The sequence below is a fragment of the Lutimaribacter saemankumensis genome (assembly GCF_900100005.1).
GTDB lineage: Bacteria > Pseudomonadota > Alphaproteobacteria > Rhodobacterales > Rhodobacteraceae > Lutimaribacter > Lutimaribacter saemankumensis.
In genome coordinates, this window is the sequence record NZ_FNEB01000001.1 from 66,564 (window position 1) to 81,130 (window position 14,567).

Annotated in this window: 14 protein-coding genes; 6 read left to right on the forward strand and 8 right to left on the reverse strand. The window is 62.6% G+C overall.

Annotated features, from left to right (window positions below):
- Window positions 1-21: 21 nt before the first annotated feature.
- The 7 genes from BLT50_RS00330 to BLT50_RS00360 all read right to left on the reverse strand — a co-directional run bounded on the left by BLT50_RS00330 (window position 22) and on the right by BLT50_RS00360 (window position 5,234).
- Window positions 22-672 carry a MotA/TolQ/ExbB proton channel family protein gene (locus tag BLT50_RS00330; protein WP_090025300.1) on the reverse strand — a complete coding sequence of 217 codons (651 nt, stop codon included), beginning with the start codon at window positions 670-672 and terminating at the stop codon, window positions 22-24.
- A complete protein-coding gene (locus BLT50_RS00335; protein WP_090025302.1) occupies window positions 669-1,103 on the reverse strand; it encodes a hypothetical protein in 435 nt (144 codons plus the stop codon). Before BLT50_RS00335 ends, BLT50_RS00330 begins: the two co-directional genes overlap by 4 nt.
- A 132-nt stretch (window positions 1,104-1,235) precedes the next feature.
- Entirely contained in the window at window positions 1,236-1,400 is a 165-nt protein-coding gene (gene hemP / locus BLT50_RS00340) for a hemin uptake protein HemP (RefSeq protein ID WP_090025305.1), read from the reverse strand.
- 29 nt (window positions 1,401-1,429) lie between these two features.
- Window positions 1,430-2,212 carry a heme ABC transporter ATP-binding protein gene (locus tag BLT50_RS00345; protein WP_090025308.1) on the reverse strand — a complete coding sequence of 261 codons (783 nt, stop codon included), beginning with the start codon at window positions 2,210-2,212 and terminating at the stop codon, window positions 1,430-1,432.
- Complete coding sequence (locus BLT50_RS00350; protein WP_090025310.1) at window positions 2,209-3,276, reverse strand: FecCD family ABC transporter permease; 1,068 nt, start codon at window positions 3,274-3,276, stop codon at window positions 2,209-2,211. Before BLT50_RS00350 ends, BLT50_RS00345 begins: the two co-directional genes overlap by 4 nt.
- Before the next feature lie 3 nt (window positions 3,277-3,279).
- Window positions 3,280-4,185: a heme/hemin ABC transporter substrate-binding protein gene (locus BLT50_RS00355; protein WP_090025312.1), complete on the reverse strand. Its 906-nt coding sequence runs from the start codon at window positions 4,183-4,185 to the stop codon at window positions 3,280-3,282.
- A complete protein-coding gene (locus BLT50_RS00360; protein WP_090025315.1) occupies window positions 4,182-5,234 on the reverse strand; it encodes a hemin-degrading factor in 1,053 nt (350 codons plus the stop codon). The genes BLT50_RS00355 and BLT50_RS00360 overlap by 4 nt, the downstream gene beginning before the upstream one ends.
- Window positions 5,235-5,431: 197 nt before the next feature.
- Between BLT50_RS00360 and BLT50_RS00365 the strand changes: the two genes are divergently transcribed.
- The 3 genes from BLT50_RS00365 to BLT50_RS00370 all read left to right on the forward strand — a co-directional run bounded on the left by BLT50_RS00365 (window position 5,432) and on the right by BLT50_RS00370 (window position 9,383).
- A complete protein-coding gene (locus BLT50_RS00365; RefSeq protein WP_090025318.1) occupies window positions 5,432-7,492 on the forward strand; it encodes a TonB-dependent receptor domain-containing protein in 2,061 nt (686 codons plus the stop codon).
- Between the two features lie 422 nt (window positions 7,493-7,914).
- The gene (locus tag BLT50_RS18920; RefSeq protein WP_139170445.1) at window positions 7,915-8,502 is read left to right on the forward strand and encodes a hypothetical protein; all 588 of its coding nucleotides are present in this window, start codon (window positions 7,915-7,917) and stop codon (window positions 8,500-8,502) included.
- A gap of 110 nt (window positions 8,503-8,612) precedes the next feature.
- Window positions 8,613-9,383 (forward strand): choice-of-anchor K domain-containing protein, encoded by a 771-nt coding sequence (locus tag BLT50_RS00370; protein ID WP_090025320.1) that lies wholly within the window; start codon window positions 8,613-8,615, stop codon window positions 9,381-9,383.
- 66 nt (window positions 9,384-9,449) lie between these two features.
- Here BLT50_RS00370 and BLT50_RS00375 read toward each other — a convergent pair whose 3' ends face one another.
- Window positions 9,450-9,998, reverse strand: a complete 549-nt coding sequence (locus BLT50_RS00375; protein WP_245723241.1) for a transglutaminase-like cysteine peptidase — start codon at window positions 9,996-9,998, stop codon at window positions 9,450-9,452.
- 518 nt (window positions 9,999-10,516) lie between these two features.
- Here BLT50_RS00375 and dctP point away from each other — a divergent pair.
- The 3 genes from dctP (at window position 10,517) to BLT50_RS00390 (ending at window position 14,372) form a co-directional block, all read left to right on the forward strand.
- A complete protein-coding gene (dctP, locus tag BLT50_RS00380) occupies window positions 10,517-11,617 on the forward strand; it encodes a TRAP transporter substrate-binding protein DctP (RefSeq protein ID WP_090025323.1) in 1,101 nt (366 codons plus the stop codon).
- Window positions 11,618-11,699: 82 nt separating this feature from the next.
- Window positions 11,700-13,013, forward strand: a complete 1,314-nt coding sequence (locus BLT50_RS00385) for a TRAP transporter small permease subunit (RefSeq protein ID WP_090025325.1) — start codon at window positions 11,700-11,702, stop codon at window positions 13,011-13,013.
- 3 nt (window positions 13,014-13,016) lie between these two features.
- Entirely contained in the window at window positions 13,017-14,372 is a 1,356-nt protein-coding gene (locus BLT50_RS00390; RefSeq protein WP_090025327.1) for a TRAP transporter large permease, read from the forward strand.
- Window positions 14,373-14,567: the final 195 nt, after the last annotated feature.

The window sequence follows — 14,567 nt, forward strand, 5'->3', positions numbered from 1 at the left end:
AGCCTGCGCCGGTATCTTGGTCTACGCATGAACGGGCGCCGCCGTCGCCTTGGTCGCGTGACGGACACCTGCCGGGGCAAGGATCGTCCTCAGGGTTTTCTGCGCCAGCACGCGGTCCGCATCCATGCGCGCCTCGAACCAGCTCAGCGCGAGCGCGGTGGGCATGGCCACGGCCAGTCCCGCAGCCGTCGTCAGCAACGCGACCCAGATGCCCCCGGCCAGTATCGACGGGTCCACCTGCGTCCCGGCATCCTGCAAGGCGCGGAACGCCGAGATCATGCCCAGAACCGTCCCGAAAAGACCAAGCAGCGGGGCCAATTGCGCGACCGAGTCGAGCAGCCGGAATCCGCTTTCCAACTCGGCGAAACGGGCTTCGGCTTCTGCTTCCAGTCGGGCGGCATCGGTTTGGCCATTGGCGGCCATGACCGCGACCGGTCCAAGATAGCTGCGGCAACGTGCAAGATGTTCGCGCGCCGCCGCCCGGTCACCGGCGTCCCACTCGGCGATTGCCGCCTGCAGCGTGGAATGCCGGCCGACACCGGCGACCATGAACTGCCAAAGCTTGTAAAGGATCACGGCCATGACCAGGATCGACAATACGCCGAGTATCAGAACGACTGGCCCGCCCAGTTCGGCAATGTGATGGATGGTCTCCGTAAGGCGAGCGATCATCCCTGCACCTCCAGCTTCGTGCGGCTGCGAAGACGCAGTCCCGTGGTGCATGCGTCGACCGGTACGCCGGCCCCGGCGCATGTTTCCGCACCGTTGATCAGCAACCGCCCGAGCCCTGCACAATCCTGCCCCGGCACTACAAATTGCCGGACGCGCGGCCGTCCGGCCGGGAGGGTGCCGAAATCGAAAAGCGTCAGCAAGGCCACCCGACCGTCCGTGTCGAACAGCACCGCCTCGTAGACCGCTTGCGTTATGTCCGCGTCATGTCCGTTCTGAATCAGAAAGCTCAAACGGCACGACCCCTCGACCGCATCGACAGCGTTGAGCTCGATCGCGACATGCGGGCTGTCCGCGGCCTCAGCGGTTGCATGACCCGGTAGAATGCAGGCAACGGTCAGAAGGACCGAAAGAATTCCCGAAAATTTGTGCATGGCTCCAGCCTGTGAAGTTCCAAAAGGACATCTGGCTGGGGCGACGCCCCTCGCTGGAGTGAGTGCGGCTTACCATTTCGTCCTTTCCGGTTCAATACCTTATTGAAAGAGTCGGAATACAGGGGGATCATTTCATTTCGTCAGGATCAGCTTGCCCGCTCGGGTTATTCGCAACGTGTAGGTCTGGCCGTCCAGAACGATCTCGGCCTTGATGCCGTTGACGACCAGATCGCGCGCGTCATACCGCGCTGTGCCATCAGCGCCTGAAGTCTGGCTTGGTTTCGGTTGGTCCTGCATCGCCGTTTCCTTGGGGGTTTGCGCTGCCGTCAGGGCGATGCCGCATGCGGCAGGATATACGGATCGCCGGCCGGGGGAGGTGTGGAGACACGCAACGAGCAGCCATAGGCGCGCGAAAGTATCTTGTCGGTCAGAACGTCGGCCGTGCGTCCGAAGGACAGGCATTGGCCTTTCGACAAAACCGCCAAACGGTCCGCATAGAGCGCGGTCAGGTTCAGGTCGTGCATGACGGCAATCACGCCACCGCCCGTCCGCGCAAAGCTCCGCGCGATGTCCATGACTTGCAACTGATGCGCGATATCGAGGCTCGAGACAGGCTCGTCCAGCAGCAGCCAGCGCGGCTGCCCGTCTTCGACCGGTTCCCAGACCTGCGCCAGCACACGGGCCAGCATCACCCGCTGCGCCTCGCCGCCGGACAATTCCTGAAACCGCCGGTCGGCATGGTGCGCCAGGCCGACACGTTCAAGCGCCCTGATCGGCACGTCGGGCCGGTCGCCTGCGGTGCCGGCCTGCAGGCCAAGGCGCACGACCTCGATCACCGAGAACGGAAAGGCCAGCCGTGATGTCTGCGGCAGCACTGCGCGTTGCGCGGCCAACTCCCATGCTTTTGCCGTGGCGATGTCGCTGCCGTTCAGGATCACCCGGCCACGATAGGGCAGGGACGCCGTCATGGCGCCCAGCAGGGTCGACTTGCCCGACCCGTTCGGGCCCACGATCGCGGTGACCTCACCTGCTGCGGCATGCAGGCTGACGCCGCTCAGGGCCTCATGGCGGCCGTGAACCACGCGTATGTCTTCGGCGATAAGGGTCATAGCTCCACCAGCCCCCGGCGTTTCAAGAGAATCCACAGGAACACCGGCGCGCCAAGAACGGCGGTCACGATGCCGATGGGCAATTCGGCAGGTGCGATGACGACACGCGCCAAGAGATCGGCCAGCACCAGCAGGGTGGCCCCCAACAAGGCGGCGTTCACCAAAAGCGCACGATGGTCCGGCCCCGATGCCAGCCGCAGCAGATGCGGGACGACGATCCCGATGAACCCGATCCCACCCGAAACCGCGACCGCAGCGCCGGTTGCCGCAGCGACCGCCAGGATGGCCAGCGCTTTCATCCTTTGCACGTCGATGCCGATATGGGCGGCTGTCGCCTCGCCAAGGGCCAGCCCGTTCAGTCCGCGGCCCAGCGTCGCCGCCACGCCGACGGCGATAACGATCATCGGTCCGGCGGCCACGACCTTGGCCCAGCTTGCCCCTGCAAGCGATCCCAGGCCCCAGAATGTCAGATCGCGCAATTGCCGGTCGTCGGCGATGTAGACAAGGACGCCCGACAGCGCACCAGCCAGTGCGCCGAGGGCGATCCCCGCAAGCAGCATCGTCGCGACGGATGTGCGCCCATGCCGCGTCGCAACGCGGTAAAGCAAGATCGTCGATCCCCAGCCGCCAAGGAACGCCGCGAACGGGACGAGGTGGTTGCCCGTCAGCGCGGTCAGCGATGCCGGCAAGACCCCGCCCAATACGATCGCCAGTATCGCCCCAAGGCCCGCACCCGCACCGACACCGACAATGCCGGGATCGGCCAGCGGGTTGCGGAACAGCCCCTGCATCGCTGCGCCGGACACCGCGAGCGCCGCGCCGACCAGAACGCCCAGAACCAGGCGGGGCAGGCGGATATCGAACAGAACGACCCGCTCGATCCCGTCCGGCAGTTTCCCTTGGGCAAGCTTGCCCAGAACGGACGACAGGGTCACATCCGTCGCCCCGACCTCGAGGCTTGCAACGCAGGCCACCACCAGAACCGCGGCCAGAACCGGATGCAACAGGCGGGCGCATGACAACCTGTCCCGCGGTCGCGCGTGTGTGTCGCTCAGCATCGCCATATGTCAGGCCCCATCGCCATAGAGTGCCGCGTTCAGCCGTTCGATGGCCTCGGCGGTGCGTGGGCCGAAACCCAGCATCAGCAAACCGTCCATGCGGATCACCGCGCGCGATTGCGCCGCCGGCGTCAGTTTGATCGAGGGCATGGAAAACAGGGTATCATCGGCGATTGCGTGATCCCCGTCCCGGTCCATCATCAGGATCACGTCCGGGGCGTCCAGGCCAACGGCCTCGTCCGTGATCTGCTTGTATCCCTGGTATCCGGTGACCGCGTTGATGCCGCCTGACAGGCGGATCAGCGCATCCGCCGCCGTTCCCGTGCCGCTGGCGTTGATCTTGCCGCCCTCGGTCGAGATCACGAACATGACACGTTTCTTTTCCGTCTCGGGGCGGTCCGCGTCGGCGGTTGCGCGGCGCAGATCATGCTCGACCTCGCGTGCAAGGTCCGCAGCCCTTTGTGGCACCCCCAGAGCATCGCCCACCACTGCGATCTTGCGCAGAATGCCCTCGACCGTCGCGCCGTCCGGTACGGTGACGAAATCGACATCCGCCGCGCGGATGACCTCGATCGCCTCAGGCGGGCCGGCACCTTCCTCCGACAGGATCAGCGCCGGCCCGACCGACAGCACGCCTTCGGGGGACAGCGCGCGCACATAGCCGACATCCGGCAGATCCCGCACGCTGGGCGGATAGCTCGACGTGCTGTCGCGCCCAAGCAGGCGGTGCCCCTGGTCCAGCGCCACGACGATCTCGGTGACCGCGCCGCCCAGAGACAGGACATCGGCGGTCTCGCTGCCGATACGGGGCGAAGAACTGGCCTGCGCGGCATAAGTCGTCACAGCCAGAAGGGCGGCCAGCCACAACTGGGCAAACAGGGAAAACCCGTTCCGGGGTGTCGAAGGACGTTTCATTCGGCGACCTCCATCACGCTGTCCAGGCTGTCCACGATACGCCCCCATTCCGGGCGCGAGTCGCGGCCTTCCTTGCCGACGCCAAAGACCTGAAAGATCAGGCCACCCTCGGCATCGAAAGCCTCGACCGACACTGCCGGCCCCCGCTGGGTGGGCTTTTCGACAGCCCAGAGTTCGGCCACCTTGTCGCGCCGCAGATGCAGGTTGAACCGCGGGTCCATCACGTTCTGCCATGGCCCCATCGGGACAAGGTCACGAACAGGGCCGCTATGGATCTGGATGCAGCCGCGATTGCCGACGAAAATCATGACCTCGATTTCCGCATCGCGCACCTTTTGCAGCATCGTGTCTGCCTCGGTCGGGGCCAGCTGGCGCACGAAAGGCGCGCCGGCGATCCGGTAGGCGCCAAGCCTGTTCATTTTCAGCCTGGAACACAGCCGCAGGAACTGGTGGGTGTCGGTAAGCTTCATCCACGCATCGCGCAGCTGTTCCGCTTTTTCGGGCCGCGATCTTGCGGGCTCTGTCGCGATGCGCGGCGCAACGTCCTGCCTGTCGCTCTGGTCGTCCAGGGCCAGATCCGCCACCGCCTGCGCCCAGGCGGTGTGGTCGGATGTGTCCCGCAGGTGGATCTTATGAACCGCATCGCCCGCCGCGTCGAATACCTGCAGCGACCGCCGCAGGCCGTGGCCGGTTTCGGATTCGACGGCAAATGCATGGACCCAATGCGCCGGAAAGAGTCTCAGGTCGATCTCGTCGGTCAGCGTCATCGCGGCGTGTTCGCCGGGGTGATAGTTGCCATAAACCCCGACCTTTTCGTGCACGCAGGCATCGACGCGCGTCAATGCCATGACTTCGCCAAGCCTTTCGGCGGCCGGAATCAACCGGTCGGGATGGGCCACGATACGTGTGGCGCCGCGCCCGACTTGAGCTGCGACCAGTTGCGCCTCGGATATGCCGATCTTGTCGGCCAGATCGCGGGCGCGAAGCTTCGGATGGTCCTGTGCGGCCGCGCGAATCCGTTCCGGGCCGGGATGAGATAGGTCAGACATGTGCCACCTGTGCGTTGAATCTGCGGTTCGGTGGCTGCGTCCCCCATGTCAGGAGCGTGGCTGCGTTATTTAACTTGACTGTTTTAGTAAGTTTATAATACCCCTGCAACCCGCTGCGATCAAAAACATCGCATGTTAAGCAAATAGCCGCGCCAGCCTGTCGCAAGCCCCGGCATTGGACACATAGGAAGGCGCTCATGCTGAAAACGACACTACGCGGGACGACCGCGCTGATCTGCCTGTCACTGGCGATGCCGGCGGCAGCGCAGGACTCACCATCTTTCGATGACCCGGGCTATCTCGGCACGCTGGTCCTGACCGGTGGCAAACGCGACCTCAGCTTTGGCACGGCCCTGCCGCGCACCGTGGTCGAGGCCGAAGAGATCGAGGATCGGCAAGCCAGCACGGTGGCCCAGCTGATCGACTCCGTTCCCGGTGTGACGCTGGTCAACGGAACGACGCCGCAAGGGTCCGGGATAAATATCCGCGGCTTCGGCGCGAACACCACCTATGGCTCGGATCAGAAGATCGCGGTTCAGGTCGATGGTGCCAGCGTCGGCTCGGAAGAGCTGTACCGGATCGGCACGCAACTGTTCACCGACCCGCTGCTTTACCGCGAGGTCGAGGTTCTGCGCGGCACCATCGGCAGCTTTGCATACGGGTCGGGCATCGTCGGCGGTGTCGTGAAACTGGAAACCAGGAATGCGTCGGATTTCACCGGCGGCCTTCCCGGTTTCGGCGGTTCCCAGACGTTTGAATACGGGTCGAACGGCAATGCCTGGGTCACTTCGACAAACCTTGCATGGATGCCGGCAGACGGGGCCGAGTTCCTGTTGAACTATTCGCTCAGGGATCAGGGGGATCTTGCGGCGGGGGATGGAACGATCATCGGCAACAGCGCTTTTCGCACGCCATCCTATCTTGCCAAGGGGCGGTTCACCTTCGGGCAGGACAACGCGCATACGCTGAGCTTTGGACATTCGCGCACGGTCGCGGACGACAGGGATGTCCCCTATGACCAGTTCGAAACGACAGCAGGCAGCTTTGGCCGTGTCGACCGGGTGACCGACACCCGCCAGACAACGTTGGAATACGGTTACAACCCGGCAAGCGACCTGATCGACCTGCGCGCCACCCTGTCCTATGCCGACCAGTCCATCGATACGACCTATATCGACGGAAGCTCGCCGTTCCAGATGGGCGCGCCGGTCACGGTGTTTTGCGCCAATCCGTTCTTCGGGGTGATTTGCGCGGACAACCGGTACGAAACCACCAAGCTTACCGTATCGAACCGCGCGGTCTTTACCACTGGCGGGATCGGTCATGACATGCTGGCAGGGGTGGAATTCATGCGCAGGGTGCGCCTCGATGCGCCGAGCGCACCGGGCGGGCAGGACCGCCGCTTTGCCGCTTTCGTGGTCAACGAGATGGCCATGGGGCCTGTCACGCTGACGCCGGCCATCAGATATGAAAGCTCGGACTTGCAAAGCGCGGTGCCCCTGGCTGGTGTGCCCGACAGCTATGCGTCTGATGCCCTAATGGGCGGGGTTTCCCTGGCGTACGATTTCGGCAACGGTCTGTCGGTATTCGGCAGCGCCGCCTACACCGAAGGTCTGCCCATCATCGACGACCTGAGCGCAAGCGCGGTGTCGCAGGCCCGGCTGGGCATGTCCGAAAAATCCCACACATTCGAAATCGGCGTCGAATACACCGGGATGGACGTGTTCGCGCCGGGGGACAACCTTACCATCCGGGGCAACGCGTATCGGACGCGGCTGTGGGACATCACCAGCTACACGGTGTCGGGGTCGACGGCGACGGATCTGGACAAGGTCGAGTCACACGGGTTCGAGCTTGAGGCGTCATATGGCATGGCAAGCGGCGTCTATGTCGATCTGGCCGGCCATGTCGGGAACGGAACCGAATTCAACCCCGATGGCAGCACGGTGGTTTGGCGCAACAGCGCCGCAGACCGCATTCAGATGACGCTGGGCAAAAAATGGGGCGACGACTTCGATCTGAGCTGGGAGGTCGTTCATGCCGCCGACAGGCGCGATGCGCTGGGGGATGCTCTGCCCGACAGCACGATCCACAACCTGCGCGCCAGCTGGCGTCCCGGGCAAGGCTGGCTGGATGGCAGCGAAGTGCGTTTGGGCATCGAGAACCTGTTCGACCAGGACTATGTCGGGCATCTGTCCTCATCCAGCCGCAAGGCCCCGGGACGAACGGTCAAACTGTCACTGACGAAATCGTTCTGAAGCTTCTGGCCGGGGCAGGGCGCCCCGGCCTTCTTTCGCATGATCGGCACGGGCATTTCCGCGGTTGAGGGGGCGTCATTCAACGGGCGCCGGCACCCTCTGTTGCGGCATTCGCATCAGTCAGTTCAATCAGTCGTGATTGGCGATGTTTGGGCCGTTTCCAGAAGCTGTGCAATCTGTTCATACTTTGTTAACGCAATGTCTATATTTGGCGCCGCGTCTGCGGAAAAATCAATATATTGTGCATGCGACCTCCCAAAATCGCCACACTTGCCATCATTTTGCCCCAGTTTCCACCAAATGCGGCAACTTTGTGTTTGGAAAGCGGTGAGAAATGTCCCACGTTCAGCATCGTGGTGGGGGCCTAACCGTGCAGACGGAAAGGCCAAAAAATGATTGCAAGATCGAAAAACATCCTCTCGGTGGCAGTGTGCTCACTGGCGGTGGTTCCGGTTCTTTCTTCGCCAGCTCTGGCCAAGCGCTGCACAGCCTGGACGGCAGTGTTCGCGTCTTCGACCGAAGAGCTGTGCGAATGTGACCGTCTGTCCATCGGCTTTATTGCACAAATCCAGAAACGTGCGGATTTCGGGCGGATTCTGGAGGAAACACAGCAGTCGTGCTCTGGGCTTACAGTGGCACTGACCGAAGTGACGACATTCTCGACATCTGCTGCAGCTACAGGCGGTGGGGCCGTCGGAGGGTACGGTTACGCCGATGGCGTGGCCGGTGAAGGCGGTCCCGGAGATGGTGGTCCCGGCGGGAATGGCCCCGGTGACGATGGACCCGGTGACGATGGTCCCGGCGATGGCGGCCCTGGTGAAGGTGGCCCCGGTGATGGCGGCCCTGGCGATGGTGGCCCCGGTGACGGTGGCCCCGGCGATGGTGGCCCCGGTGATGGTGGCCCTGGCGATGGTGGTCCCGGCGATGGTGGCCCCGGTGAAGGCGGTCCCGGTGACGGCGGTCCTGGCGGCCCCGGATCGGGCGGCCCTGGTGCCGGGATTACAAACTAGAATTATCCGGCCTTTTGCGGGGCGCGTATCCGCAAAAGGCCGACCAAGGGTGTCGCCCCGGCACCCAACCCCATGTCGGGGAAACCGGGGACGACGACAGGAGTTGAATTATGAAAACGTCCATTCTGACCTGCGCATTCCTGGTGTCCACGGCGGTTGCATCCAACGCCGCGACATTTACCGGCTCTGCTCAGGGTGCCTGGACATCGGTCGATGGCACCTTTGGCTACGCCACATCCACCGCAAGTGACAGCGCGACCGTTACCTGGGGTGTCGAGTGGGTATCCACCGTCCCCGAAACCACGACGGCGATCGCCGAGTATGTCAACCAGACCGCGCCCGACAGCAACTACATGAAGTTCTCGTACGGATCGGGCTGGTCGAGCTCTGCTGGCGATATCTTTTCGCTTGGAACACTCGAATACGAGAACGGCACAAGCTATGCCACAAGCCACGATTTCGAAGGGGCGAGCCTTACGATCGATGTCGGCCTTTCCGATCCGTCGTTTGGCGGTCTTCTGTCGTTCGAGTATGCCTTTGACGTGCTGACGACCACGAATAACGGTGTGTCCGTGCCGGACGATGCCGATACGCTGGTGGCAAAGCAGGCACCGTCTGCGAAATACTTCACCGTCGGCGGGCAGCGTTACATGCTCGAGATTCTTGGCTTGTCCACGGATGGCGGAAGCACTTTCGCAAACGAGTTCACCGTCTACGAGGCCTGGCAGGGCGGCCAATGGCACGATGTGGATCCGGCCCGCGCAGATGTCTATGCGCGGATCACTCCTGCTGTCGTCCCGGTTCCTGCATCTTTGCCGCTGTTGCTCGGTGCGGTGGGTGCGGTTGGTTACCTGTCACGCCGCAAGCGCAAGGCGGCCTGACGCGACCCCGTTGCCGGGGCATGGTCCAAATGATGCGAAAGCCGGTGGTTCCGACCACCGGCTTTTTTATGCGCGGAAGCCGCCGACCCATTGATCGGGGCGGTCAGGGTTCTGCATCCTGAGAAAGACATAGCCGGACGAGCGCCAGCCCACGACCTTGTCGGTCAGGTTGTCCAGAAGAAGATCGCCCTTGGGCGAGCGGTAGACCAGAACGGCATGGGGAACGCGCCGACGATCGAGCACCGTCGCCAAGAGCAGCCGGCGCGGATCAACGCCAAGCCGCACGAGTTCACGCTTTTTCAGCAGGGCGAAATCCTCGCAATCGCCGCCGGCCCTTGTCGGCAACGACCAAAGCTCGGATCGGCTGTATTGCTTTTCGTCGGACAATGCGGGCGTGGTGGTGTTCACACGCCGATTGACATCTCGGACGATGGCCATCTCGGCCTCGGATCCCAGCCTGCGGGTGCTTTGTTTGGCACAGGCCCAGGCATAGGTCTGGCAGATCTTTTGCGCCCCGCTTGGGGCAGGCATCGCCATCCCTGCCTGCAAATAGGCATCGGCTGCCGACGCGCCTTGCGGCGCGATCAGGAAGAGTGCAACAAAAAAGGCCGTCAAATGCCGGCCTGCCGAAGTCGCTGAAATGCGGAAAAATTCAGTGTATTCCTTCATCACCTTGCCCATCCTCAGCCGGGAAGTCCCCAGTTCTTCGTCCTTGTGAATGGAGCATAGCGACGATCATGTCAGAATGTCGACAAAGACCGTTCATTTTGTGGACTACCCGCTGATCCGGGGACAATTCTTGTGCCGGCATCGCGGTCGTTTTACGCCCCGGCTGTTCGATGCCCAGGAAGGTGGTAAGCCGATCTGACCAAGTTGGAAGGTTGGGACGCCTTGCCGGACCTCGCCGACAGGGCAGAACGACCTGATCGGACGCTGCGAATAATCAAAAAACAAACGGTTTCAGAGGGGTTATGCCTTCGGCGGTCAGCGCGGCATGATTGACTGCGTAAACAAAAATGCCGGGATCGGCAAAATTTTCTTACCAATTCCGGCAAATCGCGTTAGCCTTGCAGCGGACGGTGTGCCCGGCTCTCAGGATTCCGGGATTTATCGTCAAACTTGGGAGGAAAATCATGAGCAATAAGATCACCACGCGCCGTGGCGCGTTGCGTGCCTTTGCCGGTGCAGGTGCTGCAACCCTTGCGGCGCCCAGCCTTGCGACGGCACAAGGTCAGACCACGACCTGGAAAATCCAGACCAGCTGGCCCGGCGGCGCCGGCCTTCAGATATTCAAGGACTGGTGTGCCACCATCGTCGAAAAAACCGGTGGTGAGTTGGCGTTCCAACCGTTCGGTGCAAACGACGTCGTGGGCGATTTCCAACTTTACGACGCGGTGAAAAACGGCGTTCTGGAGGCGGTGAACCCGTTCACCATTTACGCCCAGGGCATCATTCCGGCGGCGACGTTCCTTACCTCGATCCCGCTGGGTCTGCGTAACCCGCATGAATTCGACGTGTTCTACTATGGTCTCGGCGGTATCGACATCGCGCGCGAACTTTACGCGGCGCAGGGTCTGCATTTCGTCGGCCCGGTGCATCACGGCCCGAACATCATCCACTCGAAAGTGCCGATCCGGTCGATCGACGACTTCGCAGGCCGCAAGATGCGCCTTCCCGGCGGCATGGTGGCCGAAGTCTTCACCGCCATCGGTGCAGAAACCACGGTTCTGCCCGGCTCGGAAATCTTCCCGGCGCTGGAAAAGGGCACGATCGACGTGGCCGACTACGTGGGTCCGGCGGTGAACTATGCGCTCGGCTTCAGCCAGGTGACCGATTACATCGTCATGGGCCCTCCGGGTTTCATGTCGCTGTACCAGCCGGTCGACATCATGGACATCACCGTGGGCAAGGCCGCGTGGGACGCGCTCAGCCCCCAGATGCAGCAGTTCGTCGAGATGGAAACTCACGTCTATTCCGACATGCACCATGCTGCCATTCAGGCCGCCGACCAGGAAGCCTGGACCAAGTTCGAAGCCGATGGCACCGAGGTCACGCGTCTTACCCAGGACGATGTGGAACTGATGACCGAGGTCGCCGTGCCGATCTGGTTCGATTACGCAAACCGCGACCCGCAGGCTGCGCGCGTGTTCAAGATCCAGCTCGACTACATGATGTCCGGTTCTTTGGGCTACGTGGATCCGGCGCTCACGCAGGGCCTGGAACTCAAACTCTGAGTTGACTGGCGCCTGACACGCATCCCGCCCGGCGCCCATGCGCCGGGCGGCTTTCTTCAAACCCCAATGAACGAGGACCGCAATGCCGGGTCTCAGCTTTACGCTGCCGCACTGGCTGTACTGGGTCGGACTGATTGTCTTTCCGATCGTCGCGATGGTGCTTTCGCGCCGTCCACAGCCCGAGGAAAAACGCTATACCCTGCCGCTGGCCTACATGATCGCCGTCACTGGCGGGATCATCGGCCTGCATCGCTTTTACCTGAAAAGCATGTGGGGGCTGGCCTTCATCCCGATCTTCCTTTTCGTGCTGTTCGCCAACAGCCAGACCCACGACGCCCGGACCATCCTTTCGGACTACGCCAACCAGATACGCGTGGCCGAACGGACGCTCGAACGCGAAGAAACCCGCGTCGCCGAAGCACGCGCCGGGCTGACCGAGCTTCAACAAGCCTTTGACGAGGCCGAAGAGGGCAGTTTCGCGAAACGGGGCGCCGAGCGCCGCCTGCAGCGTGCGCAGGACACGATCTCCAAAGGCGAAGAGCGCCTGAACGAAGCGCGCCAGACCGTGACCGATATCGGACCGCTGCGTGATGAGGCAGCACAGACACGCGCCTTCTGGGACAACGCGGCCGGCTATGCGTTCTACCTGATCCTTGCGCTTGTCCTGCTGGACCTCGTTCTTTTGCCTGGCCTTGTGAAAAAGGCGAACGCCGCGTTGCCTGCAAAAGAGGAAATCACCGAGGCCGAGCGCGCCCTGAGGGCCGCCGAAGCCGATGAAGGCCCGAAACACGACAGCGAATACGCCGAGAACTGGATCGATCGCTTGTCGCTGTTCTGCGGTGAATTCGTGGCCTACTGGGCGGTGATCGCGGTCTTTGTCTACTATTACGAGGTGATCGCGCGCTATGTCTTCGGCAGCCCGACGAACTGGGCGCATGAGGCGATGTACCTGATGTTCGGGATGCAGTACCTGATCGCGGGCGCCTATGCGATGCTGACCGAAAGCCATGTGCGCGTCGACATTTTCTATTCGCCGCTGACACGCAAGAACAAGGCGTGGGTCGATCTTCTGACCTCGATCTTCTTCTTTATCTTCGCGGGCACCCTGCTGGTGACGTCCTGGATTTTCGCCATGGACGCAATCGCCGTTCCGTCCGGCAACTCGGTCCTATCCGACTGGGCGCGCGGCCAGATCGGCTTTGGCGAGATGATCGCCGGCTTCGGTATGAACCAGTGGACCGATCCGAACATCCGCTGGGGCGAAATCAGCTTCAACGAATGGGAAGTTCCGCTTTGGCCGATGAAATGGGTGATGGTCATGGGCGGCGTCCTGCTGGTTCTGCAGGGCATATCGAAACTGTCGAAAGACATCCGTGAAATCGCGCGGGGGAACTGAGGCATGGGTATCGAAATCGGAATCGAGTGGCTGACACTCATCATGTTCGGCTCGCTGCTGGCCTTGCTCATGGCGGGGCTTCCGCTTGCCTTTGTCACCGGCGGTCTGGCCTGCGTCTTCCTGTTCATCCTGGGCGACGCGCAGGCGCTGAACATCGTGCCCAGCCGGATTTTCCCGCTGATGACCAACTATCAGCTATCGGCGATCCCGCTATTCATCTTCATGGCGGCGATGCTGGAAAGGGCCGGTATCATCAACGACATGTTCGACGTGATCTACAAGGTCATGGGCGGGCTGAAAGGCGGGCTGGCGGCGGCGACGATCATCGCATCGACGATCCTTGCCGCGATGGTCGGCGTGATCGGCGCGGCGGTGGTGACGATGGGCATCATCGCGCTGCCCGCAATGCTCAAGCGGCAATACGACCCCAAGATCGCAATGGGCTCGATCATGGCTGGCGGCACGTTGGGCATCCTGATCCCGCCGTCGATCCTTGCGATCATCTACGCGGTGGTGGCCGAACAGTCGGTGGGTGAGCTGTTCATCGGCGCGGTCATTCCCGGCCTTCTTCTGTCGGGCATGTACATCGCCTATGTGGTGATCCGGTCCTACATCAACCCCGCGCTGGGGCCGGCCATTCCGGTCGAAGAGCGCGTCAGCAGCGCCGAAAAGCTGCGCCTGATCAGCAAGATGGCCGCGCCGATCACGCTGGTCGTGGTGGTGCTGGGCATCATCTTTTCCGGCGTGGCCACCCCGGTCGAGGCGGCGGGCATCGGCACCTTCGGGGCCTTCATCGTGGCCGCCATCCACCGCAAGCTGGACTGGCCCACCGTGCGCGAGGCCTGCACAACCACGCTCAAGGCCAGCGCGATGGTGATCTGGATCATGTTCGGTGCGACGATCTTTGTCGGGCTCTACGTTCTCGAGGGTGGTCAGCAATTCGTGCAGGATGCGCTGGCGGCAACGGGGCTTGGCCCCTGGGGCATCCTGATCCTGATGCAGATTCTGCTGGTGATCCTGGGCATGTTCCTGGACTGGGTGGGCATCCTGCTGCTCTGCGTGCCGATCTTCGTTCCGATCATCAAGGCGTTGGGGGCGGCGGCCTTCGGGCTCGACAGCCCCGAAGATCTGGTTCTGTGGTTCGGGGTTCTCTACCTCGTGAACATGCAGATGTCGTTCCTGTCGCCGCCTTTCGGCTATGCGCTGTTCTACCTGCGCGGCGTGGCGCCGGACGACATCCCGATGACGGATATCTTCAAGTCCGCACTGCCGTTCCTGGCGTTGCAGATCACCGGGCTGGTGCTTTGTATGCTCTTCCCGCAGATCATCACTTGGTTGCCGAGACTGGTCTACGGCTAAGGCCCGAACGCCGCCTTTCGGTGGCCTGAACAGGGGCGCTGGGGTGTCGCGCAAAGCGTGACCGCCAGCGCCCTTTTTCTTTGCCGGCACGGGCGATGGCGCGTGCGCGGGCAGGGCGGGCATGACCGCCCGCGGCAGTTTTTTCCTTTCCCATGTGACGCGCGACACAGCGCGGCAGGCGGTGCGCCGGCCAGA

Excerpts from the sequence above, each read along its gene's own strand:
- BLT50_RS00360 (WP_090025315.1), bottom strand. The coding sequence starts at position 5,234 with ATGTCTGACCTATCTCATCCCGGCCCGGAACGGATTCGCGCGGCCGCA.
- BLT50_RS00365 (WP_090025318.1), top strand. The coding sequence starts at position 5,432 with ATGCTGAAAACGACACTACGCGGGACGACCGCGCTGATCTGCCTGTCA.
- BLT50_RS00350 (WP_090025310.1), bottom strand. The coding sequence starts at position 3,276 with ATGGCGATGCTGAGCGACACACACGCGCGACCGCGGGACAGGTTGTCA.
- BLT50_RS00390 (WP_090025327.1), top strand. The coding sequence starts at position 13,017 with ATGGGTATCGAAATCGGAATCGAGTGGCTGACACTCATCATGTTCGGC.
- hemP (WP_090025305.1), bottom strand. The coding sequence starts at position 1,400 with ATGCAGGACCAACCGAAACCAAGCCAGACTTCAGGCGCTGATGGCACA.
- dctP (WP_090025323.1), top strand. The coding sequence starts at position 10,517 with ATGAGCAATAAGATCACCACGCGCCGTGGCGCGTTGCGTGCCTTTGCC.
- BLT50_RS00335 (WP_090025302.1), bottom strand. The coding sequence starts at position 1,103 with ATGCACAAATTTTCGGGAATTCTTTCGGTCCTTCTGACCGTTGCCTGC.
- BLT50_RS00355 (WP_090025312.1), bottom strand. The coding sequence starts at position 4,185 with ATGAAACGTCCTTCGACACCCCGGAACGGGTTTTCCCTGTTTGCCCAG.
- BLT50_RS00345 (WP_090025308.1), bottom strand. The coding sequence starts at position 2,212 with ATGACCCTTATCGCCGAAGACATACGCGTGGTTCACGGCCGCCATGAG.
- BLT50_RS00385 (WP_090025325.1), top strand. The coding sequence starts at position 11,700 with ATGCCGGGTCTCAGCTTTACGCTGCCGCACTGGCTGTACTGGGTCGGA.
- BLT50_RS00370 (WP_090025320.1), top strand. The coding sequence starts at position 8,613 with ATGAAAACGTCCATTCTGACCTGCGCATTCCTGGTGTCCACGGCGGTT.
- BLT50_RS00330 (WP_090025300.1), bottom strand. The coding sequence starts at position 672 with ATGATCGCTCGCCTTACGGAGACCATCCATCACATTGCCGAACTGGGC.